This window comes from Kitasatospora sp. NPDC001132 (assembly GCF_053598415.1).
This window is the reverse complement of sequence record NZ_JBSFKF010000002.1, coordinates 514,144-537,756: the sequence shown is the minus strand read 5'-3', so window position 1 is coordinate 537,756 and position 23,613 is coordinate 514,144. Positions and strand designations below refer to the sequence as shown.

The 23,613-nt window shown below is 73.7% G+C and carries 21 protein-coding genes and 1 riboswitch; of the genes, 13 read left to right on the top strand and 8 right to left on the bottom strand.

Annotation, left to right across the window (positions count from 1 at the left end):
* Nucleotides 1–117 precede the first annotated feature (117 nt).
* The gene (locus tag ACWDBE_RS04395; RefSeq protein ID WP_449792923.1) at nucleotides 118–1,323 is read right to left on the bottom strand and encodes a cytochrome P450; all 1,206 of its coding nucleotides are present in this window, start codon (nucleotides 1,321–1,323) and stop codon (nucleotides 118–120) included.
* A 511-nt stretch (nucleotides 1,324–1,834) separates the two neighbouring features.
* On the opposite strand from ACWDBE_RS04395, the gene ACWDBE_RS04390 reads away from it, so the two are divergent.
* Together ACWDBE_RS04390 and ACWDBE_RS04385 are read left to right on the top strand one after the other, a co-directional pair.
* On the top strand, nucleotides 1,835–2,629 hold the full coding sequence (locus ACWDBE_RS04390; RefSeq protein WP_449807178.1) for an SDR family NAD(P)-dependent oxidoreductase: 795 nt from the start codon (nucleotides 1,835–1,837) through the stop codon (nucleotides 2,627–2,629).
* Nucleotides 2,626–3,714, top strand: a complete 1,089-nt coding sequence (locus ACWDBE_RS04385; RefSeq protein ID WP_449792921.1) for an S-adenosylmethionine:tRNA ribosyltransferase-isomerase — start codon at nucleotides 2,626–2,628, stop codon at nucleotides 3,712–3,714. Before ACWDBE_RS04390 ends, ACWDBE_RS04385 begins: the two co-directional genes overlap by 4 nt.
* 131 nt (nucleotides 3,715–3,845) lie before the next feature.
* On the opposite strand, the gene ACWDBE_RS04380 is transcribed toward ACWDBE_RS04385, so the two are convergent.
* The 7 genes from ACWDBE_RS04380 to ACWDBE_RS04350 all read right to left on the bottom strand — a co-directional run bounded on the left by ACWDBE_RS04380 (nucleotide 3,846) and on the right by ACWDBE_RS04350 (nucleotide 13,501).
* On the bottom strand, nucleotides 3,846–7,529 hold the full coding sequence (locus tag ACWDBE_RS04380; RefSeq protein WP_449807177.1) for a SpoIIE family protein phosphatase: 3,684 nt from the start codon (nucleotides 7,527–7,529) through the stop codon (nucleotides 3,846–3,848).
* 81 nt (nucleotides 7,530–7,610) lie between these two features.
* Complete coding sequence (locus ACWDBE_RS04375) at nucleotides 7,611–8,099, bottom strand: Imm21 family immunity protein (RefSeq protein ID WP_449792919.1); 489 nt, start codon at nucleotides 8,097–8,099, stop codon at nucleotides 7,611–7,613.
* 193 nt (nucleotides 8,100–8,292) lie between these two features.
* On the bottom strand, nucleotides 8,293–9,489 hold the full coding sequence (locus tag ACWDBE_RS04370; RefSeq protein WP_449807176.1) for an alpha/beta hydrolase family protein: 1,197 nt from the start codon (nucleotides 9,487–9,489) through the stop codon (nucleotides 8,293–8,295).
* Nucleotides 9,490–9,671: 182 nt separating this feature from the next.
* Nucleotides 9,672–10,490 carry a hypothetical protein gene (locus tag ACWDBE_RS04365; protein WP_449807175.1) on the bottom strand — a complete coding sequence of 273 codons (819 nt, stop codon included), beginning with the start codon at nucleotides 10,488–10,490 and terminating at the stop codon, nucleotides 9,672–9,674.
* Between the two features lie 413 nt (nucleotides 10,491–10,903).
* Entirely contained in the window at nucleotides 10,904–11,968 is a 1,065-nt protein-coding gene (locus ACWDBE_RS04360; protein WP_449792916.1) for a serine hydrolase domain-containing protein, read from the bottom strand.
* Nucleotides 11,969–12,154: 186 nt separating this feature from the next.
* Nucleotides 12,155–12,568: an HIT family protein gene (locus tag ACWDBE_RS04355; RefSeq protein ID WP_449792915.1), complete on the bottom strand. Its 414-nt coding sequence runs from the start codon at nucleotides 12,566–12,568 to the stop codon at nucleotides 12,155–12,157.
* A gap of 237 nt (nucleotides 12,569–12,805) precedes the next feature.
* Nucleotides 12,806–13,501, bottom strand: a complete 696-nt coding sequence (locus ACWDBE_RS04350; protein WP_449792914.1) for an MSMEG_1061 family FMN-dependent PPOX-type flavoprotein — start codon at nucleotides 13,499–13,501, stop codon at nucleotides 12,806–12,808.
* A 312-nt stretch (nucleotides 13,502–13,813) separates the two neighbouring features.
* Between ACWDBE_RS04350 and ACWDBE_RS04345 the strand changes: the two genes are divergently transcribed.
* The 11 genes from ACWDBE_RS04345 (at nucleotide 13,814) to ACWDBE_RS04295 (ending at nucleotide 23,564) form a co-directional block, all read left to right on the top strand.
* Entirely contained in the window at nucleotides 13,814–14,128 is a 315-nt protein-coding gene (locus ACWDBE_RS04345) for an antibiotic biosynthesis monooxygenase family protein (RefSeq protein ID WP_449792913.1), read from the top strand.
* Between the two features lie 142 nt (nucleotides 14,129–14,270).
* Nucleotides 14,271–14,398, top strand: a riboswitch (FMN riboswitch).
* 225 nt (nucleotides 14,399–14,623) lie between these two features.
* The gene (locus ACWDBE_RS04340; protein WP_449807174.1) at nucleotides 14,624–15,379 is read left to right on the top strand and encodes a riboflavin synthase; all 756 of its coding nucleotides are present in this window, start codon (nucleotides 14,624–14,626) and stop codon (nucleotides 15,377–15,379) included.
* Nucleotides 15,376–16,023 carry a nicotinamide mononucleotide transporter family protein gene (locus ACWDBE_RS04335; RefSeq protein WP_449807173.1) on the top strand — a complete coding sequence of 216 codons (648 nt, stop codon included), beginning with the start codon at nucleotides 15,376–15,378 and terminating at the stop codon, nucleotides 16,021–16,023. The genes ACWDBE_RS04340 and ACWDBE_RS04335 overlap by 4 nt, the downstream gene beginning before the upstream one ends.
* 5 nt (nucleotides 16,024–16,028) lie before the next feature.
* Nucleotides 16,029–17,330 (top strand): bifunctional 3,4-dihydroxy-2-butanone-4-phosphate synthase/GTP cyclohydrolase II, encoded by a 1,302-nt coding sequence (locus ACWDBE_RS04330; protein WP_449807185.1) that lies wholly within the window; start codon nucleotides 16,029–16,031, stop codon nucleotides 17,328–17,330.
* Between the two features lie 77 nt (nucleotides 17,331–17,407).
* Nucleotides 17,408–17,881 carry a 6,7-dimethyl-8-ribityllumazine synthase gene (gene ribH, locus ACWDBE_RS04325; RefSeq protein WP_449792910.1) on the top strand — a complete coding sequence of 158 codons (474 nt, stop codon included), beginning with the start codon at nucleotides 17,408–17,410 and terminating at the stop codon, nucleotides 17,879–17,881.
* A 102-nt stretch (nucleotides 17,882–17,983) separates the two neighbouring features.
* On the top strand, nucleotides 17,984–18,256 hold the full coding sequence (locus ACWDBE_RS04320; RefSeq protein ID WP_097238956.1) for a phosphoribosyl-ATP diphosphatase: 273 nt from the start codon (nucleotides 17,984–17,986) through the stop codon (nucleotides 18,254–18,256).
* Nucleotides 18,257–18,312: 56 nt separating this feature from the next.
* Nucleotides 18,313–19,161, top strand: a complete 849-nt coding sequence (gene hisG, locus ACWDBE_RS04315; protein ID WP_449792909.1) for an ATP phosphoribosyltransferase — start codon at nucleotides 18,313–18,315, stop codon at nucleotides 19,159–19,161.
* 151 nt (nucleotides 19,162–19,312) lie between these two features.
* A complete protein-coding gene (locus ACWDBE_RS04310; protein WP_449792908.1) occupies nucleotides 19,313–19,753 on the top strand; it encodes a PH domain-containing protein in 441 nt (146 codons plus the stop codon).
* 331 nt (nucleotides 19,754–20,084) lie between these two features.
* Complete coding sequence (locus ACWDBE_RS04305) at nucleotides 20,085–21,428, top strand: hemolysin family protein (protein WP_449807172.1); 1,344 nt, start codon at nucleotides 20,085–20,087, stop codon at nucleotides 21,426–21,428.
* The gene (locus tag ACWDBE_RS04300; RefSeq protein ID WP_449792906.1) at nucleotides 21,425–22,471 is read left to right on the top strand and encodes a hemolysin family protein; all 1,047 of its coding nucleotides are present in this window, start codon (nucleotides 21,425–21,427) and stop codon (nucleotides 22,469–22,471) included. The genes ACWDBE_RS04305 and ACWDBE_RS04300 overlap by 4 nt, the downstream gene beginning before the upstream one ends.
* Before the next feature lie 106 nt (nucleotides 22,472–22,577).
* Complete coding sequence (locus tag ACWDBE_RS04295) at nucleotides 22,578–23,564, top strand: NAD-dependent epimerase/dehydratase family protein (protein ID WP_449807171.1); 987 nt, start codon at nucleotides 22,578–22,580, stop codon at nucleotides 23,562–23,564.
* Nucleotides 23,565–23,613: the final 49 nt, after the last annotated feature.

Genomic DNA, 23,613 nt, shown 5'->3' with positions numbered 1-23,613 from the left:
GCGGGGGGGGCCCCCCCCCAGGCCCCCCCCCCCCCCGCCGGGGGGGGGGGCCCCGCCGCCCGCGGCGATGCCGGAAGCGGGGTGGCGGCAGGCCGGCGCCGTGGCGTGGGGGCACCGTCACCAGGTGACGGGCAGCGCCAGCGGATAGCGCCAGATCGACGTGGTGTTCCACGCCAGCTCCGCGGCCGGCTTCGCCAGCGCGATCCTGGGGAAGCGCTCCAGCAGGGTCCCGAGGGCGACTTCGAGTTCGGTGATGGCCAGCGGTTGGCCGAGGCAGTGGTGCGCGCCCCAGCCGAAGGTCATGTGGGAGGGGCTGGTCCGCTCCAGGACCAGCTCGTCAGGCCGGTCGAACCTGCGGCCGTCCCGGTTGGCGGTCAGGTAGGAGACGTGCACGATGTCCCCCGCCGGGATCGTCACCCCGCTCAGCTCCACGTCCTCAAGGGCCACCCGGGGGATGCCGACGCCCTTGCGGAAGGGGATGAAGCGCAGCATCTCGTGGATCACCTGGGTGAGCATCTCGGGCCGCTCGCGCAGGAAGGCGCGCACGTCGGGCCGGGTGAGGATGGTGTACGAGAGGTTGCCGAGCTCGTACGTCGTGGTGTCCTGGCCGGTGATCAGCAGGACCATGGCCATCACGGTGAGTTCCTTCTCGTCGAGGACCTCGTCGCCGTCGCGGGCCGTGGCCAGGGCGCTGATCAGGTCGTCACCGGGGTTCCTGCGCCGTTCGGCCGTCAGCTCGGCGAAGTACGCCCGCAGGTCGGCTTTGGCCCGCACCGCGTCCGGCTTGTTGGCCAGGCCCACGTTCATCATCGTCCGGGCGTTGGCGCGCAGTTGTGCGCTGTCGGCCTCGGGGATCGCCAGGACCTCGCAGATCGTGATCAGCGGGAGCGGGTGGGCCAGGTGCTCCATGAGGTCGGCCGGGGAGCCCTGGTCCCGCATGCGGTCCAGCAGCTCGTCGACCACGTGCTGGGTACGTTCCCTCATCCGCTCGATGTGGTCGGATGTGAAGCCCTTGGACACCAGGCTGCGCAGGCGGGCGCTGGCAGGCGGGTCCATGACGTTGATCGCCTCGGCCTGGACGATCGGCTCGGGAGTCATGCGCGGAAAGTCCCGGCCGACGACGGCGTGCCGGCTGAAACGCCGGTCGGTGGTCACCGTACGCACGTCGTCGTACCCCGTGACGAGCCAGGCCGCCCCCTCGCCGTAGGGGAGGCGGATGCGGCTGACCGGTGCCTCGTTCATGAGCTGCCGGAGCGTCGGGTCGAACTCGAGGGCCTCGGCGAAGTCGAACGGGCAGTTCCGTGGGCTGGAGTCGGTGGACATGCGGACCTCCAGGTCTGGGCCGTGCAGGCCGGATGGGAAGGTGGATGGAACGGGCGGAGCACCGGTACCCGCTCGGTCGGCCGTGCACACCGGTGAACGCGCGGGACCGCCGGTAATTCATCCGGGCTGATCAGCGGCAGGAGCGCCGGTACCCCGCGGACGGCGATCCGACAGCGGACGATCCGGCGATCACGGCCGCCGGGTACGGCGTCCCCGTCCGGCCGACCCGGCCCGGGCGGCCCTGCCCGGGCGGCCCTGCCCTCCACGCACGATGTCGCCCTGGCCGCCGGGCGCCGGCCCGCCGCGGCATCGACCACGTCCTGCACCGGTCTCGGCGGCGCCGCCGACGCCGACACCAGGCCCGCACCACCCACGGCAAACGCCGAGGCCACAGTCCCGGAACCGAACCCCGTCACATGGGACACCGTCGCAGTACTAGGCCCAACGGACGACGGGGTCCCCGGCCCGGTGGCCGATCCGCCGCCCGAGCCCGCGGCGCGATCGTGGGGGCATGAACGCAGCACAGCGCACCGCCGCCCCCGTCGCCCTGGTCACCGGAGCCTCTCGCGGCCTCGGTCTGGCCCTCGCACGCGCCCTCGCCGCCGACGGCTGGCAGCTGGTGATCACCGCCCGGGACGCGGCCGAACTCGCCGCCGCCGAGGCCGAACTGGCCGTCGTCACCAAGGTCGTCGCCCTGTCCGGCTCCGTCGTCGACGACGACCACCGCGCCCACCTGACCGAGGCCACCGAGGACCTCGGCGGCGTGAGCCTGCTGGTCAACAACGCCGGTACGCTCAACGGCGCCCCCGGCCCCGGCAGGGAGCCGCTGCCCCGGCTGGCCGACTTCCCGCTGCCGGACCTGTTGGAGACCTTCGAGGTCAACGTGCTCGCCCCGATCGCCCTCACCCAGCTCGTCCTGCCCCAGCTGCGCGCCCACGCCGGCGCCGTGCTCAACATCAGCTCCGACGCCGCCGTGGTGCCCTACCGCGGCTGGGGCGGCTACGGCGCCAGCAAGGCCGCCCTGGACCTCGCCAGCGGGGTACTCGCCCGGGAGGAGACGGAGTTGCGGATCTGGGCGGTGGACCCGGGGAACATGCGCACCCGGATGCTCCAGGAGGCCAGCCCCGGCGAGGACATCTCCGGCGAGCCGCTGCCCGAGCAGGTGGCGCCGGTCCTGCTCGGCCTGCTGCGCGACCGCAGGCCCTCCGGGCGCTACCGCGCCGCGGACCTGGCCGCTCCGTCCGCGGACCTGGCCGGCCCCGCCGCGGACCTGGCCGTCCCCGCCGAGGACCGGGGCGGGCGATGACGGTACCCACCGACCTCGACCCCGTCGACCTCCCCCTCGGCTCCGACCTCGTCGTCCCGCCCGAACTCTCCGCCCGCGCACCGGCCGAGGCGCGCGGCACGGCCAGGGACGGCGTCCGGATGCTGGTCGGCCGGCGCGCCTCGGGCGGACTCGAGCACCGCCGCTTCACCGACCTGCCCGAGGTGCTGCGCCCGGGGGACCTGCTGGTGGTCAACAACTCGGCCACCGTCCCGGCCGCGCTGCCCGGCCGGCTGCCCGACGGCACCCCGGTCGTGCTGCACCTCTCCTCAGCCCAGCCGGACGAATCAGGAGCCCACCTGGTCGAGCTGCGCCGGGTGGTGCCGGGGGAGGCGGCGGCCCACTACCCGCCCGAGGAGTCGCCGGCCCGCCCGGGCCTGCGGGTCTCGCTGCCCTCGGGCGGGGCGGCGGTGCTGACCGGGCCGTTCACCGACCGCCTCTGGTACGCCGAACTCGTCCTGCCGGAAGAGCTGTTGCCGTACCTGGAACGGCACGGCCGGGCGATCCGGTACGGCTACGTGGACCGTGACTGGCCGATCGAGGCCTACCGGACGGTCTTCGCCACCGTCCCCGGCAGCAGTGAAATGCCCAGTGCCGCCCGCCCGTTCAGCTCCGAGATGGTGGCCCGGCTGGCCGGCCGGGGCGTGCTCCTCGCGCCGGTCACCCTGCACACCGGGGTGTCCTCGCCCGAGGCCCACGAGGTGCCGTACGCCGAACGGTTCCACGTCCCGGCCGCCACCGCCCGCCTGGTCGGCCACGTCCGGGCCGGGGGTGGCCGGGTGATCGCCGTCGGCACCACCGTGGTCCGCGCCCTGGAGTCCGCGGTCGCCCCGGACGGAACCGTCCAGGAGGCCCGCGGCTGGACGGAGTTGGTCGTCACCCCGGAGCGCGGCGTGCACGCCGTGGACGGACTGCTCACCGGCTGGCACGAGCCCCGGGCCTCCCACCTGCTGATGCTCGCCGCCGTCGCGGGTCGCCCGCTGCTGGCCTCCTGCTACCGAGAGGCGGTCCGACACCGCTACCTGTGGCACGAGTTCGGTGACGTCAACCTGCTGCTGCCGGACTGATCCGGGCCGCTCACCACGGGTGGGACCGGGCCGGCGGCCGTCGCGGCGGCCCGACGTCCGTCCGTCGTTCACGCGGCGGCCGAACACGCGGGCGGCCGTTCACGCGGGCGGCCGTTCAGGAGGGCGGCCGTTCACGAAGGCGGTGTGACCCCCGGGGGCAGCTCCAGCTCGAACCAGACCACCTTGCCGTCCGGGGTCCGGCGGCTGCCCCAGCGGTGCGCGAGCTCGTTGACCAGGTGGATGCCCCGCCCGCCCTCGTCCTCGCTGCGGGCGCGGCGGATCCGCGGCACCTCGGGCTCCTGGTCGGCGACCTCGACGGTGAGCACCCGGTTGCAGTACAGCCGCAGCTGGGTGGGTGATCCGGCGTGGACCAGGGCGTTGGTGATCAGTTCGCTGGTGAGCAACTCGGCCCAGTCGGTGAGTGCTTCGAGCCCCCAGGCGGCCAGCGTCTCGCGGGTGAAGCGGCGCGAGTGGGCGACCATCGCGTGGTCGCCGGTGAGCGGCAGGGTGGCGATCCGGTCCGCGCCGCGCGGGCGGACCTGCGCCATGATGACGGCGATGTCGTCCTCGCCGGTGGTCTCGGTGAGCCGGGTCAGGACGGCGTCGCAGGTCTGCTCCAGTGAGCCGCGCCGGTCGGCGACGGTCCGGCAGAGCAACTCCAGCCCCTCGTCCAGGTCCTGGCCGCGGCGTTCGACCAGCCCGTCCGTGTAGAGGGTCAGGATGCCCTCCTCGGGGAGGGGGAACTCGGCGCTCTCGAAGGCGACTCCGCCCACCCCCAGGGGCGTGCCGGACGGCAGTTCGACCAGGTACGCCCGCCCCTCGGTGTCGGCGACCAGGGGCGGCAGGTGTCCTGCGCTGGCCGCGGTGCAGCGGCGGTCCACCGGGTCGTACACCACGCAGACGCAGGTGGCGAACTGTCCCTCGCCGACCGTCGCGGTCGCCTCGTCCAGGCGGTACAGCACCCGCGCCGGGTCCAGGTCAAGGGTGATCAACGTCCGTGCTGCTGTGCGGAGTTGGCCCATGGTCGCGGCAGCCCGAATGCCGTGGCCCATCACGTCGCCGACGATCAGTGCGACCCGCCCGGAGGTCAGCGGCACCACATCGAACCAGTCGCCGCCGACCTCGCTGACCACGCTGCTGGGCAGGTAGCGGTAGGCGATCTCCAGGCCGAGGGTGCGGTGCACCTCCTGGGGCAGCAGACTGCGCTGGAGGGTGAGCGCGGTGTCCCGCTCGCGGCGGTAGAGCCGGCCGTTGTCGATCGCCAGCGCGGTGCGGGCGGCCAGCTCCTCGGCCAGCGAGCGGTCCGCCGGCCCGAACGGCACCGGGTTGCGGGTACGGACGAACTCCGCGCCGCCCAGCACGTGCCCGCGCGCCACCAGCGGCACCATCAGGTACGAGTGCACCCCGGCGTCCAGGCTCGGCTGCACCCGGTCCGGCGAGGCGACGATCCGGCGCACCTCCTCCTCGGTCACCTCGGCGACCAGGATCGAACGCCGGGTGCGCAGGCTCTGCGCGTACAGGTCGGCCGACTCCGAGGTCTCGCCCACCAGGTCGGCCGCCCCCTGCAGGTTGCCGTCCTGGCCGGTGCCACCGACCGCCACCGCCCGCATCAGCACCGGGCCCGCCGCCGGGACCGCCCCGGGCTCCTCGCCGCTGAGCACCGCCTCGCGCAGGTCCACGGTCGCGAAGTCGGCGAAGCGCGGGAGCACCACCTCCACCAACTCCCGGGCGGTGCGGTGCAGATCGAGCGTCGTGCCGATCCGGTTGCTGGCCTCGTTCAGCAGCGACAGCCGCTGCTGGGCGGCCCAGGCCTCGTCCAGCGCCCGCTGCCGGGCGGCGGCCGCGTCCCGCTCGCGGGTGAACAGCAGCGCGTTGTCGATCGACACGGCCGCCCGCACCGCCAACTCCCCGGCCAGCGCCACGTCGTCCTCCTCGTACGGGCGCTCGACCAGGGTGCGGTAGAAGCCCGCCACGCCGACCGCGGCGCCGCGCGCGATCAGCGGGACCACCATGAACGACAGCACGTTCTGCTCCCGTACGGCTGCCGTGCGCACCGGGTCCTCGGCGAACCAGGCCATCCCCTCCTCGTCCATCCGCGGCACCAGTACCGGCTTGCGGTGAGCCAGGCTCCACGCGTACGGCGAACCGGGCAGGAAGCGGTGCAGGTTGCCGGTGCGATTGATCGGCGCCATGGTCGAGCCGGGCACCGAGTGGAAGGCCATCCGCCGCAGCAGCGCCGAACCGTCCGCCGGGGCGGTCGCCTCGCGCTCGCCCCGGACCAGATCCTCCAGCACCTCCACCACCACCGTGTCCGCCAGCGTCGGCGTCGCCACCTCGGCCAACTCCTCGGCGGTCTGGGCGAGATCGAGCGTGGTGCCGATCCGGGCGGAGGCCTCGTTGACCAGTGCCAGACGCTCCTGCGCCGCCTTGGCCTCGCGCAGCGCCTGCTGCCGGGCCAGCACGGTCTGGTGCTGGCGCAGGTACAGCCGGGCGTTGTCGAGCGCGACGGCCGCGCGCGAGGACAGCTCGTCGCCGAGCGTGATGTCCGCCGCCGCGAAGGACTCCCGCGCGCCGCGCCGCGAGTACACCACCATGCCGAGCGTCGTCCCGCGTGCCACCAGCGGGGTGATCCGCACCGAGCGCGGGCGGTCGCCGAGGTAGGCCTGGCGGTGGCTCTCGTCGATGCGCTCGCCCAGCATCGGCAGCTCCCAGGACGGCACCACCACCGTGCGCCCGCCGGTCAGCGCCCGGGCGTACGGGGAGTCCGGCAGCAGCTCGTACACGGCGTCCACCGGCAGCGCCTCGGCCGGGTAGAGCGCGTCGGCGGAGGCGATCGCCAGACGGCGCACCCGCACCGGGGCGTCCGGCGCGGGCGGCTCGACGCTCAGGCCGGCCACCAGCTCCTCCAGCCCGAACACCGCGCTGATGTCGGCGACCCTCGGCACCATCGCGTCGACCAGCTCCCGGGCGGTCTGCCGCAGGTCCAGCGTGGTGCCGATCGAGGCGGTCGCGTCGACCAGCAGCGACAGCCGCTCCTGGGCGCGGGCCGCCCTGGCATCGGCATGGAACCGCTCGGTGATGTCGATGACCGTGGCGCACACCCCGAGCACCCGGCCGCCACGGTCCTTCAACCGGAAGTAGGAGGCCGACCAGGCGTGGTCGTGGTTCGGATCACCCGGGGTGCGGCCGTGCGCGAGGTCGTCGACCACCGGCTCGCCGCTCTCCAGCACCCGGCGCATCACCGCCTCGGACTCGGGGCCGTTGATCCTCGGCAACACCTCGGTGAGCCGCCGGCCCAGCGGATCCTTCGTGCCCAGGCCGTTCGCCTCCGCCAGCGCTTCGTTCAGCCGGACGAACCGCAGATCGGTGTCGAACACCGCCATGCCGACCGGGGACTGGGTGAAGAACCCGTCCAGCAGGGCCAGGTCGGCCTGGAGCCGGTGCAGCGTGGTCACCTCGGAGGCGATCGCCAGCACCATCCGGGCGCCGCCCGGGCCACGGATCGGATGGGTGCGGAACTCCAGGTTCACCAGGTGCCCGTCCCGGTGCCGCACCGGGAACACCCCGGACCACGACCGGCCCGCCAGGATCTCCTGGAACAGCCCGAGCACCTCCGACCGCTGCTCCTCAGCAGCCAGCAGCGTCGCCGCCCGGGCACCCACCGCCTCCTGCGCGGGGTGTCCGAGCAGCGCCTCCGCGTCACTGCTCCAGTGCAGGATCCGCCCGTCGGCGTCGATCAGCGCCGTGGCGATCGGCACCATCAGCAGGGCGTCCTGCTGCGGTTGCCCCGCGCGCTGCGCGTAGTCGTCCACCATGGCCAGAGAACCGTCCCAGAAACCGTCCGGAGATCGTTCCCACCAGCCCTGCCATCTTCGCACGCGGCTCCGGGCGACCGCTCACCGTGGCAGCAGCCGCTCCAGGAGGAACTCCTGCCACCGCTCGGGTTCGGCCCGCAGCGACTGGACCAGGTAGCGCCCGGGCGGCACCTCGACGGTCAGGTACTCGCCGCTCTCCAGGGCGTCCGTACCGTCCTGGAACACGTCCACGAGCAGGTACCGCCCGGCGGCCAGCTCGAGGACCGGCCCGTCCTCCCAGATCCCGGAGCGCAGCGCCTCACGCACCAGCGGCCGGACGGCGTCCGAGCACTCGGCGAACAGCGGCCGCACGAACACCCGCTCCTCCGCCAGCCACCCGACCGGCAACGGCTCCCCGCCCAGCACCAGCACGTCCCCGTGCCCGGGCACCGGATGGCCGACCGCGTACTCCGCGGCCGCGTTCACCACCGCCTCCTCGCAGCCCGTCCAGCCCTCGACCGCACCCTCGGGACACAGCACGAAGAACCCCGAGTCGGTCCCGTCCAGCCAGCCCTGCTCCACCGTGATCACGCGGGCATCCTCGCACGTCACCGCCACCACGGGCCGGGCCGGGCCTGCCCGGGCCGGTGGCAGCACCGACGGCGGGGCCCTACGGGGGAAGGGAGCGGATGGGTGCCGCAGACCCGGAGCGGCCCGACTCCGGGGCCCGAGCGTCGGCGGGGCCGCCGGCGCTCGGGCCGACGACCCCGCCAGGGGGTGTCCGTCACCGGGTGAAGCGCACCTCCGGGTTGGCGGTGCTCGGGCCGTCGAGCAGCGGTTGCGGGACGCCCTTCAGTTGGAGGTCGAGGAACGCCCCGACGTACTGCCGGGTCAGGGCGACGGCGCGCTGACCGGCGATGGTGGTGTCCGGGCCCTTGGGGATGCCGAGCCCGTCGAAGAAGATCGGGAAGTCGGTGAAGCTGCCGTGGTCGGTGCCGTCGATGGTCAGCCAGCGCTTCCAGCCGTCCAGCCGGGGCCAGCTCTTGATCCAGCTGTCGTCCTCGGCGCCGTCGGGGAGCGGGTGGCCGACCATCAGGTACGGCTTGCCGCCGATGCCGGACTCGGGCACCAGGTAGTCCATGCTGCCGTCCAGGTCCACCCCGGCCCGGATGCGGTCGTCGGTGAGCAGGGCCGGGACGGTGGCGGCGCCGCCGGCGGAGTGCCCGGCCATGGCGATCCGGTCGCGGTCGATCAGGTGGGCGTGGCGCCAGGCCGGGTGCGGGCGGTCGGTCAGCTGGTCGATGACGAAGGAGACGTCCTTGGCCCGGCTCGCGTCCAGGCCCGCCCAGGCCTCCTGGGTCCTCAGTTTCCCGCACAGGTCGCAGGGGAGCGTCCGCCCGTCGGGGAAGGTGGTTCCGGTGTTCTCGTAGGTGTGGTCGACCAGTGCGACGACGTAGCCGCGGCTGGTCAGGTCCTCGGCGAGGCTGCTGAGCGAGGCCCGGGGCATGGTGAAGCCGGGCGACAGGACCACCAGCGGGTAGTGGCCGCCCTGTGGCCGCGCCCCGGTCTCGGCCCACGTCCGGGTGCCGGACACCGCCTCGGTCGGGATGGTGTTGCCCGGCAGCTTCCCGTCGAGCAGCGCCCGGGCGGCGGCGGGTGTCATGTACGGGGCGGGGGTGCCCGTCCCGGCGTGCGCGGGGTAGTACATCGAGACCATGAGCTGGCGCGGACCGGCGGAGGGCACCCACGGGTCCGGACGGTTCCGGTCCACCAGGTGCAGGACCTCCTGCCCGACCGCGAACGGTCCCGTCGGGCGGGGGAGTTCGATCCGGGTGGTGACCTGGCCGGTCGGTGCGGCCGAAGCGGTGGCGGTGGCGGTGGCGGCGGGCGGCGCGGCCAGGGCGGGCGCGGCAGCGGCGAAGGACAGTGGCAGCGCGAACAGCAGGGCCGCCGCGGCGGCGGTCGTACGAAGTCGGCTCATGTCAGTGACGGTAGGCGGCGGGAAAGGGAGTTGACCTCCACTCAGCGGTGTACTGATCCCTTCCGGGATGGGTCCATGGCGCCCCCTAGGGGTGGCCTTGGGGAGCGGCGGCTCAGGCGGGGGGCATCCGAGAGGGCGGTCGTCCAACGGCGGTCGTCCGAGGGCGGTCGTCCGTCGGTGGGTCAGCCGGGGTAAGCCGTCCGGAGGTCTTCCAGGAAGTCCGCGGCCGCACGGGCGTTGGGCACCGGGAAGGTGAGCGGCAGGCCGGCCGAGTGCGTCCGGATCTCCAACTCGCCGAGTCCGGACACCCGGGCCGAGCGCACCTCCGTCCACCGGTGGGCCTCCGTCGCGGCGAGCGGGTGCGGTGGCCGGTACACCAGCCCGTGGGCCGTGACCGTCAGCCGCCCCCGTCCGAAGCGGACGCTCCCCTCGGTGCGCAGCGTCTCGTGCAGCGCGGCCCGGAACCCGGGGGAGAGACGCTCCTCCAGCTCCCGGAACAGCCCGCCCAGCCCGCGCAGGTGCGCCAGCACCAGCGGCTCGTCCGCGCCCGCCGGCCATATTCGCCCGGACTCGTGCACCCCGCGCGGCCCTCCGGGGGAGTACTCCGTGGCCTCCACCGCGGACCAGGGCAGCGACTCCTCGCCGCCACCGGCCGAGACCAGCACCAGCCCGCCTTCGTGGACCCGTACGGACCGCAGCCCGCACGACGGCCGCAACCGTTCGTACCCCGTCACCGCCACCACCGCGACAGCGGCCAGCAGGGGCGCGGGCCACCAGTCGCCGAGTGTCAGGCAGATCGCCAGGGAGAGGGCCACCCCGCAGGAGCGCAACCACACCCGTGCCGACCGGGACAGCGGCCGGAAGCGCCGGTACACCCGCACCACCGGGCCGAGCCGACCGGCGGAACCGGCAGGGCCGGCCGAACCGGCCGGGCCGGCCATCTCGGCCGCGTCGGTGGCGCCGGCCGACCACACCCGCGTCGGCGACCACGTCACCGCCATGTCGGCCCCCTTTCGCTCGGTGGATTCCCCTGTCGGAACCGCGACTGACGGATCCCCAGCAGCGACCGCCCGCCGCCCCTGGCGGCAGTGCCAATCAGCACCTTTTGGCCCGAATCGCCCCCGCCATCATCGCGCCCCGGCCGAGAGCTCCCGTCACCGGGGTGGTGACGAACGGGACCGGCGCCTCCCTGGCCGGGCGCCAACGCCTGCCGGGGCACCAACCCCCACCCGGATGCCAACGCCCGCCCGGGCCGCAGCACAACCGCCGGCAGCACAACCGTCACACCGAGCTCCTTCCGCTCCACGGGCCCCTCGGGGGAGCCGCAACCATCGGATGCTCAGGATCGACTCCTCGCCGGGCCCGGCGACAGTGCCGATCGGCACATCCGGCGCAAGGGCGGCCCCCCGCGCCCTCACCCCGCCGGCGCGAACCCGTTCTGCAGCCTGCGTAGCAGCGCCGTGCCCACCGGATCGGCCGACCGGCGGGTGTTCACCAGCACCACCACGCCGACCTGCTTCTCCGGGTCGAAGGCCACGAACGAACGGAACCCGCCCGTGCCCCCGTTGTGCCAGACCTGGAGGTGTCCGCCCTGCTGGGTGTGCAGCCGGTGCCCGAGCCACCCCAGGTGCGTCCAGGCGAACGGGTTGACCCGGTGGCGGGTCTCCCGGGTGAGCGCGATCGCCGGCGACAGCGGTGCGTCCGGCGAGCGTTCGGCGGCCAGTTGGGCGCGCAGGAACACCACCAGGTCGGCGGCGGTCGACCGGAGCCCGCCCATGCCGGGCACGGCCGCGAAGCTCCATTGCGGCACCGGCCGGCCGCCCGGGGTGTGCCCGTGCGCCAGCCGCGCGGACCGCTCCCCGTCCGGCCGCACACAGGTGTCCACCAGGCCCAGCGGTGCGCAGACCTCGCGCGTCACCAACTCCTCGTAGCCGACGCCGGAGCGCTGGGCGAGGGCCAGGCCGAGCAGACCCGCGCCGAGGTTGGAGTAGCGGAAGCTCCGCCCGGGGGCTGCCCGCAGCCGTGTCCGGGCGAGCCCGTCGAGCACCCGCTCGACGGTGCAGTCGGCGTACGGATCGGCCTTGTTGGGGGACAGCAGCGACTGCCTCACCATGCCTCGGGGCAGCCGGGGGAGCCCCGAGGTGTGGGTGGCGAGGTGCCGCAGGGTGATCGGCTGCGGGCCCTTGGCCGGGACGACGGCCCGCCCGTCCGAGGCCCCGGTGAGCACCTCGGAGAGCGGCTCGTCCAGCCGGACCGTACCGTCGAGGGCCAGTCGCGCGAGCACCAGAGAGGTGAACACCTTGGTGACGGAGCCTGTGTCGAACAGCGTGTGCGGCCCGGGCACCCCGCCGTTCGGCCCCGTCCGCCCGGCGCCACGGATCTCCACCTCGCCGCCGGCCAGCCCGGCGACCACCGCCCCGACGTGTCGGTTCGCGAGCCGGTCGGCCGTCTGCTGCACGAGGCAGGCGAGTTCGTTCATGGTCGCGAGCCTAGGCGCCCCGACCGGCCGGATCGTCCGCCCGGAAAACGATATCCACCCCCGCCGATGCTCCCGCGGACGTACGCCCCGCCAGAGCCCGTACACCCTCGGCGCCTCGCCCGTCCCCCTCCGGTCCCCCTGTCGGTCCTCCTCCGGTACCCCTCCCGCACCCCCCTCGCTCCTCGCTCAGTCCTCCAGCGCCGCCCGCAGCCGGGCCGCGACCTCCGCCGCCCCCGCCTCGTCCGGGTACCGCCGCCGCGGCCAGAAGAACCCGCGCAGTCCGTCCTTCGGATTGCGCGGCACCACGTGGACGTGCAGGTGCGGCACGGACTGGCTGATCCGGTTGTTCGCCGCCACGAAGGTGCCCGCGGCCCCCAGGCCGCGCTCGACGGCCGCCGCCACCCGCTGCACCCGCAGGAAGAACGGCCCGACCTCGGCGGTCGGCAGGTCGGCCAGCGTCGGGTGGTGGGCGCGCGGAACGACCAGGACGTGCCCGGGGAAGAGCGGCCGACGGTCCAGGAAGGCCACCGCCGCCTCGTCGTCCAGCACCCGGTGCGCCGGCTCCTCACCCGTCACGACCGCACAGAAGACGCAGTCCATCCGTCCATTCAAACCACCGGCGGCAGTCCCGGCACCCCCGCAAACCCCCGGGGAGCCCGCTCCCCCTGTTCGGCTGCCGCCCGGGTGCGGCCGCCCCGGTGCCGGGCGCACGGTGGCTCCGGGGGCCGACGGCGGGCGCATCGAGCGTCCGCGAGGAGGCCCCGCGAGAACGTGGCCCGGATGTCGGGCAAGTTCGGGATCCACCCACCCCCGCCACCCCCGCGGCCGCCCGCTGCCTCACTCGTACCGGTACAGCAGAGCCTCCCGCTCGTACCGCTCGATGATCTCCAGCGTCAGTGACTCGTCCCGCAGATGCGAGAGCGTGACCTCCGCCGAACTCGGCTGCGCGTCCGCGGCGGGCCAGTTCTCCGGTTTCCACGCCGAGGACCGCAGGAAGGCCTTCGGGCAGTGCCCGTACACCTCCTCGACGGCGACCACGATCGCGCTGCGCGGCGGCTTGCCGACGGCCGTCAGCTGCCGCAGCAGCTCCGGGTCGGTCGAGACGCAGGCCCGCCCGTTGACCCGCAGCGTGGCGTCCCGGCCGGGGACGACGAAGAGCAGCCCGACCCGGCCGGTCTCCAGGATGTTGTGCAGGGTGTCCAACCGCTTGTTGCCGGTGGCGTCCGGAATGGCCAGGGTGTACTCGTCGAGCACCGAGACCAGCCCGGCCGGCCCGCCGCGCGGGGAGACGTCGCAGCGCCCGGCGGCGTCCGAGCTGGCCAAGAACACCAGCGGGGAGCAGGCGATCAGGCGCCGGGCGACGTCGTGCAGGTGGTCGACCTGCTTGCGGCGCGCCTGGTCGCTCGGCTGCTCGTAGACCTCGCGCAGCTGGGCGGGGTCGCTGAGCGCGCCCGCGTGGAGGGCGTCGAACAGGCTGCCCGGCAGGTTCGGCACGGTGGTTGACGAAACGGCAGATTCCGGTGTGGTCGTCATACCGGGAATGTAGTCGAGGCCGCCCGGCGGTCCCCGTCCCGCCGGTGCCCCCGCCACCTCCTGCGCCCGCCGCCGCCCTTCGCGAAATCCTCTCCCCACCCCTCCCCACCAGCGGTTTTCCGCTCATAATGGGGGCCAGGGACCACTGGGTCGGAGCCCACCACGTCAGCGACCAGCAGATCAGGGACCAGCAGGTCGGCGACCAACAGATCAGCGATCAACAGGCCGGCGACCAGCCGGTCAGGGGGACCACCGGGCCAAGGGCCAGCGGGACCGGGTGAGGGACGCCAGCCGCAGCCGGAGGTGGTGGTCGTGATCGTCAGAATCTGGACCGGGCAGGTCCTGGCCGGGCGCATCGAGGAGTTCTGCGCGCACCTGGCCGCCCAGGTGATCCCGCAGCTCGGGCGGACCGACGGCTGCTTCGGCGGCGAGCTGCTGCGCTCGCTGTCCGAGGACGGGCGCAGGGTGCTGGTGCTGAGCCGCTGGCGCGACGAGGAGGCCCTGCGCGGGTACGCGGGGCCGATGTGGCGGATCCGGCCGGTCTGGTCGGAGGGCGAGTTGAGCTACCTCGCCCACCCGCCGGAGGTCACCCACTTCACCTCGATCGCCGACCCCGCCTCCCCATGAGCACCCGCCCACCCCGGGGCGCCGGCCGCACCTCGCTGCTTGCCGCGCATTCCCCGCGGGTCCGTGAAACAGGCCACAGCACGGGGGTCTCCCTGCCGTTGCGCCGCCCGTGGCACAATGACGGCATCAAGCAGTGACGTTCAGCGCACTCCGGGGTCGGTGAAAATCCGAACCGGCGGTTACAGTCCGCGACCCGTCCGCAGCCAGCGGCCGGTTGACCAGGTGAAATTCCTGGACCGACGGTTAAAGTCCGGATGGGAGGCGTGCGCGGGCGGACGAAGAGCAGTACCCGTGGGTCCAGCGGCAGGAGACTGCCTCCCGGGCCCCCGGTCAGGTGAACGACGGGAGCGGTGTCTCCCGTGCCGGGTGAGCGATCTCCCGGCGGCCTCGGCATCCCCGGTGACGGGTCGTGCCCCGGCCCCGTGCGCCGGTGCCCGTCCGTGTCATCTCCCATGCCGCCCCGGAGTCCGCGCCCCAAGCGCGAGGAGAACCCGGGTGTTCACCGGCATCATCGAAGAGCTCGGCGAGGTCGTGTCGATCCAGGAGATCGGCGACTCTTCCCGGATCCGTCTGCGCGGGCCGGTGGTCTGTACGGGTGCCAGGCACGGCGACTCCATCGCGGTCAACGGCGTGTGCCTGACCGTCGTCGACAGCCCGGACGAACTGGCCGCCGGCACCGGCGAGTTCAGCGCCGACGTGATGGCCGAGACACTGCACCGCTCCAGCCTCGGCGAGTTGGCGCCCGGCTCCCGGGTCAACCTGGAGCGCGCCATGGCGCTCGGCGCCCGGCTGGGCGGCCACCTCGTCCAGGGCCATGTCGACGCCACCGGGCGGCTGTTGAGCCGCGAGCCCGGCGAGCGCGACGCGGCGGGCAACCTGCGCTGGGAGGTGCTGCGGTTCTCGCTGCCCGAGAGCATCTCCCGCTACCTGGTGGAGAAGGGCTCGATCACCGTCGACGGCGTCAGCCTCACCGTGGTGGAGGCCGAGAAGGACAGCTTCACCGTCAGCCTCATCCCGACCACCCTCGCGCTGACCACGCTCGGCGCCAAGGGCGTCGGGGAGGGCGTGAACCTGGAGGTGGACGTGCTCGCGAAGTACGTCGAGCGCCTCCTGGCGTCCCGCACCCTGCCCGGTCTGCCCCACCTGTCGGACCTGCCCGACCCGTCCGGCGCGTCCGACCAGCCCAACCAGTCCGACCAGTCCAACCCGTCCGACCTCCCGGTCGGCGGAACCCCGGGGGAGTCCCAGTGAGCTGGCTCAGCGGCGAGGCGTTCACCGTCCTCGGCGAACACGTCAAGTGGGCCGACATGATCGGCAACATCCTCGGCCTCGGCGGGCTCGCGCTCGGCTGGCGCCGCTCGGTCTGGAGCTGGCCGGTCCAGCTGCTGTCCGGCGCGGTGCTGATCGCCGCGTACCTCGGCGGCCACGTCCCCGGCCTGATCGGCAAGCAGCTGATCGTGATCGCCACCGCCTCCTGGGGCTGGGCGCAGTGGCAGCGGGGCCGCCGCGAGGGCGGCACGATCGCCGTACGGTTCGCGCGCTGGCCCGAGCGGCTCGTGCTGGTGGCGGGCACGGCGGTCGGCACGGTCGCGCTCGCCCTGCTCTTCACCTCCTTCCCCAGCCTGTCCTGGAGCCCCTGGTCGGACGCCTACATCTTCGTCGGCACGCTGGCCGCGATGGTCGCCCAGGCCCGCGGCTGGGTGGAGTTCTGGTTCGCCTGGATCGCAGTCGACGCGGTCGGCGTCCCGTTCGCCTTCAACAGCGGCTACACCTTCTCCGGCCTCACCTACTCCGTCTACTTCGTCCTGGTGCTGTTCGGCCTGCGCTCCTGGTGGCTGAGCACCCGTGAGTCGCGCGCCAAGTCCGCCTCCGTCCCCCAGGGAGCCACGGCATGACCGAGATGACCGAGAACCCGTCCAGCAGCGGCGCCACCCGGCCCGAAGCCCGGCCCGAACCCCAGTCCGAGCCCGAGCTCGTCCTCGACCCGGTCGAGCGCGCGATCGCCGACATCGCCCTCGGCCGTGCCGTGGTCGTGGTCGACGACGAGGACCGGGAGAACGAGGGCGACCTCGTCTTCGCCGCCTCCGCCGCGACCGCCGAGCTGATGGCCTTCACCATCCGCTACAGCTCCGGCGTGATCTGCGCCCCGATGACCGGCGAGGAGCTGGACCGGCTCAGGCTCCCGCCGATGACCCAGGTCAACGAGGACCGCAAGGGCACCGCGTACACCGTCTCGGTGGACGCCCGGGAGGGGGTCGACACCGGCATCTCCGCCGCCGACCGCGCCCGCACCGTACGGCTGCTCTCCTCGCCCGGCACCGAGCCCGGCGACCTCACCCGCCCCGGGCACGTCTTCCCGCTGCGCGCCGTCGAGGGCGGCGTGCTGGTCCGCCCCGGCCACACCGAGGCCGCCGTCGACCTGGCCCGGCTCGCCGGGCTGCCGCCGGCCGGCGCGATCGCCGAGGTGGTCAACGACGACGGCACCATGGCCCGGCTGCCCGAGCTGGTCGCCTTCGCCCGCGAGCACGGCCTCGCGATCATCTCCATCGAGGACCTGATCGCCTACCGCCGCCGCACCGAGCTGCACGTCGACCGGGCCGCCGTCACCGCCCTGCCCACCGCGCACGGGGAGTTCACCGCCGTCGGCTACAAGGGCACCATCGACGGCGTCGAGCACCTCGCGCTGGTGGCCGGCGGGCTGGACGGGGAGGGGCGGCTGCCGCAGGACGAGGACGTCCTGGTGCGGGTCCACTCCGAGTGCCTGACCGGTGACGTCTTCGGCTCGCTGCGCTGCGACTGCGGCCCGCAGCTGGAGGCCTCGCTGCGGCGGGTCGCCGAGGCCGGGCGCGGCGTGGTGCTGTACCTGCGCGGCCACGAGGGCCGGGGGATCGGCCTGGCGCACAAGCTGCGCGCGTACGAACTCCAGGAGCAGGGCCGGGACACCGTCGACGCCAACCTCGACCTCGGCCTCCCCGCCGACGCCCGCGACTACAGCATCGCGGCCCAGATGCTGGTGGACCTCGGCGTCCGCTCGCTCACCCTGCTCACCAACAACCCGCGGAAGATGACCGCGCTCACCGACCACGGGCTCAAGGTCAAGGGGCGCGAAGCCGTCGAGATCGCGCCCGGCGAGCACAACGTGCGCTACCTGCGGACCAAGCGCGACCGGATGGGCCACGACCTGCCCGGCCTCGGTTCCTGAACCGACCCCGACCGGGTCCGAACCAATCCCGACCGAAGACAGCCAGCGACAGACCGCACAGACAGGAATTACGAGACATGAGCGGCCACGGAGCCCCCCAGCTGACCATCGACGGCGCCGCCGACCTCAAGGTCGCCGTCGTCGCCGCCCAGTGGCACGACACCGTGATGAACGGCCTGCTGGACGGCGCCCACCGCGCGCTCAAGGAGCTGGGGGTCGCCGAGTCGGCCGTGCTGCGGGTGCCCGGCACCTTCGAGCTGCCGGTCGCCGCCAAGCGCCTCGCCGAGCGCGGCTACGACGCCGTGGTGGCCCTCGGCGTGGTGATCCGCGGTGGCACCCCGCACTTCGACTACGTCTGCCAGGCCGCCACCTCGGGCCTCACCCAGGTCAGCGTGGACACCGGCGTCCCGGTCGGCTTCGGCGTGCTGACCTGTGACAACGAGGAGCAGGCGATCGACCGAGCGGGCCTGCCGGGCTCCGCCGAGGACAAGGGCCACGAGGCCGTCACCGCCGCCGTCGCCACCGCCGTGGTGCTGCGCGCCGCGCCCTGACCCCGGCCGCCCCGGTCCCGGAGCGTGAAACGTCCACTGGATTGTCCACGCTCCGGGACCGTTTACCATCTGTCCGCCCGCACGCCGTAAGGTGGCCCCATCATGGCTTCGAAGACATTCGAGGAGCTCTTCGCCGAGCTCCAGCAGAAGGCCGCCACCGGCGACCCCTCGTCCTCCCGTACCGCGCAGCTCGTCCAGCAGGGCGTCCATGCGATCGGCAAGAAGGTCGTCGAGGAGGCCGCCGAGGTGTGGATGGCCGCCGAGTTCCAGTCGGACGAGCAGACGGCGGAGGAGATCTCGCAGCTCCTCTACCACCTGCAGGTGATGATGATCGCCCGCGGCCTGACGCTCGACGACGTCTACAAGTACCTCTAGACCCCCCGCTCGCCCGAGCTCACCCATCCTCCCAACAGGTAAGGAAGCAACCTCCCATGCTGCGCATCGCCGTCCCCAACAAGGGTTCTCTCTCGGGTCCCGCGGCGGAGATGCTCCATGAGGCCGGCTACCGCCAGCGGAAGGATCCCAAGGAGCTCGTCCTCGTCGACCCGAACAACGAGGTGGAGTTCTTCTTCCTGCGTCCGCGTGACATCGCCGTCTACGTCGGCTCCGGCCGCCTCGACGTCGGCATCACCGGCCGCGACCTGCTGCTGGACTCGCACTCCAACGCCGAGGAGGTGCTCGCCCTCGGCTTCGCCGGGTCGACCTTCCGCTTCGCCCGTCCCGAGGGCGTGGCCGTCGAGGACGTCAAGGGCCTGGAGGGCCTGCGGATCGCCACCTCGTACACCGGCCTGGTCGAGCAGCACCTGGCCGACCACGGCGTGAAGGCGACGGTCACCAAGCTGGACGGCGCGGTCGAGACCGCGGTGCAGCTGGGCGTCGCCGACGTGATCGCCGACGTGGTGGAGACGGGCACCAGCCTGCGCAACGCCGGCCTGGAGGTGTTCGGCGACCCGATCCTGGTCTCCGACGCGGTGGTGATCCGGCCCAAGGGCGCGGGCGAGGACGCCCGGGTGGAGCAGTTCCTGCGCCGCCTCCAGGGCGTGTTGGTGGCCCGCCGGTACGTGCTGATGGACTACGACATCCGCGCCGAGAAGGTGGGCGCCGCCGTCGCGCTGACCCCGGGCCTGGAGTCGCCGACCGTCTCGCCGCTGCACACCGAGGGCTGGGTCGCGGTGCGCTCGATGGTGCTCCGCAAGGAGGCCCAACAGATCATGGACGACCTGTGGGGCATCGGCGCCCGGGCCATCCTGGTCACCAACATCCACGCCTGCCGCCTCTGACCTGCCCGCGCGCCCCGCGCCCCCCGGTGACCGGCGCGCCCGGGTGACCTGCCCGCCGGTCCACGGGTAAAGAACGGTTCAATGGGCGGGGACGCCGACCGCGTCCCCGCCCCTCGTGCTGCCGCAACCAGATCCACCCCGGAGACCCCACGTGTCCACGCCGCCCGTCCAGTTCCCCGTCACCTGGGCCCCGCGCCGCACCCGCGCCGTGCTGCTCCCGGTCTGCGTGCTGCTGGTGGTGCTGTTCTCCGCGATGGCCGTGCTGCTCCCGGAGAACTGGCAGCTGAACGACCGGATCATGATGACGGCCAGCGGAGTCCTGTTCGCCGCCGTCGGCCTGATGCTGGCCCGCCCGCGGGTGAGTGCCGACGCGGACGGCGTGACCGTGGTCAACTTCGTCCGCCGCCGCCGGCTCGCCTGGGCCGAGATCGTCCGGGTCAACCTCCGCCAGGGCGACCCGTGGGCCACCCTCGACCTCTCCGACGGCACCTCGCTCGCCGCGGTGGGTATCCAGCCCGGCGTCGGCAAGGCCCAGGCGATCGCGGACGCCCGCGCGCTGCGCGACCTGGTCGAACAGCACGCCCGGGCCTGAGCCCGCACCCGGCTCCGAGCCCGGAACCGAGCCGGGCCTGAACCCGGGCCTGAACCCGGGTCCGAGCCCGGAAGCGAGCCCTGATCCGGGCCCGGAGCCTGATCCGGGCCCTGATCCGCCTCCCACCTGCGGTTCCGTGGCCCCGGCGGGCCGCACGGCCTTCTTTCGCCATCCGGGTATGGTCTACGCTGGTAAAAACGGGGCAAAGTCCGCCTTGCCCCGAATCGAGTGCCCGAACCCGACCTGAGGAGTGACACTCCCCCTCGATGGACGATCCGTCCGGTAGTACCTGCGCCGCCTCGCTTCCGACCTCCGGAAGGCAGGCGGCACTGTGATCACCGCCTGGCTGCTGTTGCTCGCAGCCGTTCTCCTGATCCTCGCCAACGGCCTGTTCGTGGCCGCCGAGTTCGCCTTCGTGACCGTCGAGCGCGGCGAGGTGGAGCGCTCCGCCGAGGCGGGCGACGCCAAGTCCCGCCGCGTCGGCAGGGCCCTGCGGCACCTCTCCTTCGAGCTCTCCGGCGCCCAGCTCGGCATCACCGTCACCTCGCTGGTGGTCGGCATGCTCGCCGAGCCGGCCCTGTCCACCCTGCTCGCACCCGTCATGTCCGCCATCGGCGTGCCCGACTCGGCCGCCCGCGGGGTCTCCGTGGTCGTCGGCATGGTGCTGGCCACCGTCGTCCAGATGGTGATCGGCGAGCTGGTGCCGAAGAACTGGGCGATCTCCCGCCCGCTCCAGGTGGCCCGCGCGGTCGCCGCCCCGCACATGGCGTTCTCCTTCGTCTGCCGCCCGCTGATCAGCTTCCTGAACGGCGCCGCCGACCGGACCGTCCGGGCCTTCGGCATCGAGCCGCAGGAGGAGCTGGGGCACGCCCGTACCCCGGACGAGCTGGTTTCGCTGGCCCGCCACTCGGCCAAGGCCGGCGCGATAGACGAGGAGTCGGCGACCCTGTTCGTCCGCACCCTGGCCCTGAGTGAGCTGACCGCCGAGTCCGTGATGACCCCGCGCGTGGACGTGGCCGCGCTCCAGCGCAACGCCACCGCCTCCGACGTCATCAACCTGACCCGGGCCACCGGCCTGTCCCGCTTCCCGGTCTACACCGGCAGCCTGGACGAGGTCACCGGCATCGTCACGCTCAAGGACGCCCTGTCCGTCCCGGCCGACCGGCGCGGCCTGGTTCCGGTCGGCGAGCTGGCCTCGCCGCCGCTTCTGGTGCCCGAGACGCTGCCCGCCGAGCGGCTGCTCGACCGGCTGCGCCGGCTCCAGCCGATGGCCATCGTGGTCGACGAGTACGGCGGCACCGCCGGCGTCGTCACCGTCGAGGACATCGTGGAGGAGATCGTCGGCGAGGTGCAGGACGAGCACGACCCCGAGGACCACCCCGAGCTGCTGCCGCTGCCGCCCGTCGACGGCCTGCCGGTCTGGGAGGCCGACGGCCGCGCCCGGATCGACCAGCTGGAGCGGATCGGCCTGAACGCCCCGGACGGGCCGTACGAGACCCTGGCCGGCCTGGTCTCCGACCTGCTCGGCAAGCTCCCCGAGGTGGGCGAGCGGGCCGAGCTGCCCGGCTGGCGCTTCACCGTGACCGGTGTCGACCGCCACCGCACCACTGCGGTCCGGGTGGAGCGCACCACCGCGCCCGCGCTGTTCGACGAGGACCGGGAGGAGAGCCGGTGACCGCCCTGCAACTGGCCGTCGCGCTGCTGCTCCTGCTCGGCAACGCCTTCTTCGTCGGCGCCGAGTTCGCCGTGGTGTCGGTGCGCCGCAGCCAGATCGAGCCGCTCGCCGAGGCCGGGCACAAGCGCGCCCGCACCGTGCTGCACGCGCTGTCCAACGTCTCCGCGATGCTGGCCGCCGCCCAGCTCGGCATCACCGTCTGCTCGCTGGGCCTCGGCGCCCTCGCCGAGCCGACCATCGCCTCCCTGCTGGAGGGCCCGTTCCACGCGATCGGTGTCCCGTCCGGCCTGATGCACCCGCTCTCGTACGGGATCTCGCTCGCCGTCGTGGTCTTCCTGCACATGGTGATGGGCGAGATGGTGCCGAAGAACATGGCCATGGCCGGCCCCGAGCGGGCCGCGCTCTGGCTCGGCCCGCCGCTGGACCGGCTGGCCCGCTGGCTCACCCCGGTGATCCGTGCGCTGAACGCCTTCGCCAACGGCGTCCTGAAGCTCTTCCGGGTGGACGCCAAGGACGAGGTCGAGTCGGTCTTCACCACCGAGCAGCTGATGTACCTGCTGGCGGACTCCCGGGACGCCGGCCTGCTCGACGAGAGCCGCCAGGAGCGCCTGGAGGACGCCCTGGAGCTGGGCCGCCGCCCGGTCACCGAGGTGCTGCTCAAGCCCGAGCAGCTGGTCACCGTGGACACCAAGGCGACCGCCGCCGAGGTCGAGGAGCTGGCGCTGCGCACCGGCTTCTCGCGCTTCCCGGTCACCGACGGGGACCCGGCCGGCCACGGCTACCTCGGCTACGTCCACCTCAAGGACATCCTCGACGTGGACGACCCGTCGGCGCCCGTCCCGGCCCGCCTGTGGCGGCCGATCACGGTGCTGCGCGGCAGCCTCCCGCTGGACGACGCCCTCGGGGCGATGCGCCGGGCCGCCTGCCACCAGGCCGCCGTGCTGGACCAGGACGGGCGCACGCTCGGCGTGGTCATGCTGGAGGACGTGCTGGAGGAGCTGGTCGGCGAGATGCACGACCCGGACCACCGCGCCACGGCCTGACGACCGCCCTCGCGCGGGCCCTCACCGACGAGCGTCCGCCCCCGGCGATTCTGCTGACAGCAGGCAGCCGTTCCATGCCCACCACCCTGGCACCAGGGTGGTGGGCATGAGACTTCTCCTGCTGGGTGGAACCAAGTTCGTCGGACGGGCCGTCGCGGAGGAGGCGCTGGCCAGGGGCTGGGAGGTGACGGCCCTCAACCGCGGCACGCGGCCCGCGCCCGAGGACGTCCGGCAGCTGACGGGCGACCGCACCGCCGAGGACGGCCTCGCGGCGCTCGGCGCGGGGGAGTGGGACGCGGTGGTGGACACCTGGTCCTGGGCGCCCGCGGCGGTGCGCGACAGCGCCCGCCTCCTCAACGGCAGGGTCGGCCACTACGCGTACGTCTCCAGCCGGTCGGTGTACGACTACCCGCTGGTGCCAGGAGCCGGCGAGGCGGCGCCGGTGGTCGACTCCTCCCCGGACCTCACCGGTGAGGTGCCCTACGCCGAGACCAAGCGCGGCGCGGAACTGGCGTTGGAGGCGGAGTTCGGCGGGCGGGCGCTGCTGGCCCGCGCCGGGCTGATCATCGGCCCGTACGAGGACATCGGCCGGCTGCCCTGGTGGCTCAACCGGATCGCCGAGGGCGGCCCGGTGCTCGCCCCGGGCCCGCACGAGCTCCCCCTCCAGTACATCGACGTGCGCGACCTCGCGGCCTGGACCCTGGACGCCGTGGTCGCCCGGCTCGGCGGCCCGTACAACCTGGTCGGCCCGTCCGGCCACGCCACCATGGGCGCGCTGCTGGAGGCCTGCGTACGGGCCACCGGCTCGGACGCCGAACTGTGCTGGACGGACCCGGAGCGGATCCTCGCGGCTGGCATCGAGCCGTGGACCGAGCTGCCGATCTGGCTGGCGCCCGGCGAGCTGTACGACTTCCTGCACACCGGCTCGGTCGAGCGCGCGCTGGGTGCCGGGCTGCGCTGTCGCCCGGTCGCCGAGACCGTCGAGGACACCTGGGCCTGGCTGCGGTCGATCGGCGGCAGCGCGCCGCAGCGGGCCGACCGGGCCACGGTCGGGCTGGACCGGGCGCGGGAGGCCGCGCTCCTCCAGGGCTGAACGGTTTGCCCGCCCGCTTGCCCGCCCGCCCGCGGCCGCCGATCGGCCC

Coding starts and splice junctions, on each gene's coding strand:
- ACWDBE_RS04390 (WP_449807178.1), top strand. CDS start 1,835: ATGAACGCAGCACAGCGCACCGCCGCCCCCGTCGCCCTGGTCACCGGA.
- hisG (WP_449792909.1), top strand. CDS start 18,313: ATGCTGCGCATCGCCGTCCCCAACAAGGGTTCTCTCTCGGGTCCCGCG.
- ACWDBE_RS04365 (WP_449807175.1), bottom strand. CDS start 10,490: ATGGCGGTGACGTGGTCGCCGACGCGGGTGTGGTCGGCCGGCGCCACC.
- ACWDBE_RS04370 (WP_449807176.1), bottom strand. CDS start 9,489: ATGAGCCGACTTCGTACGACCGCCGCCGCGGCGGCCCTGCTGTTCGCG.
- ACWDBE_RS04380 (WP_449807177.1), bottom strand. CDS start 7,529: ATGGTGGACGACTACGCGCAGCGCGCGGGGCAACCGCAGCAGGACGCC.
- ACWDBE_RS04330 (WP_449807185.1), top strand. CDS start 16,029: ATGACCGAGAACCCGTCCAGCAGCGGCGCCACCCGGCCCGAAGCCCGG.
- ACWDBE_RS04360 (WP_449792916.1), bottom strand. CDS start 11,968: ATGAACGAACTCGCCTGCCTCGTGCAGCAGACGGCCGACCGGCTCGCG.
- ACWDBE_RS04350 (WP_449792914.1), bottom strand. CDS start 13,501: ATGACGACCACACCGGAATCTGCCGTTTCGTCAACCACCGTGCCGAAC.
- ACWDBE_RS04320 (WP_097238956.1), top strand. CDS start 17,984: ATGGCTTCGAAGACATTCGAGGAGCTCTTCGCCGAGCTCCAGCAGAAG.
- ribH (WP_449792910.1), top strand. CDS start 17,408: ATGAGCGGCCACGGAGCCCCCCAGCTGACCATCGACGGCGCCGCCGAC.
- ACWDBE_RS04385 (WP_449792921.1), top strand. CDS start 2,626: ATGACGGTACCCACCGACCTCGACCCCGTCGACCTCCCCCTCGGCTCC.
- ACWDBE_RS04295 (WP_449807171.1), top strand. CDS start 22,578: ATGAGACTTCTCCTGCTGGGTGGAACCAAGTTCGTCGGACGGGCCGTC.
- ACWDBE_RS04355 (WP_449792915.1), bottom strand. CDS start 12,568: ATGGACTGCGTCTTCTGTGCGGTCGTGACGGGTGAGGAGCCGGCGCAC.
- ACWDBE_RS04395 (WP_449792923.1), bottom strand. CDS start 1,323: ATGTCCACCGACTCCAGCCCACGGAACTGCCCGTTCGACTTCGCCGAG.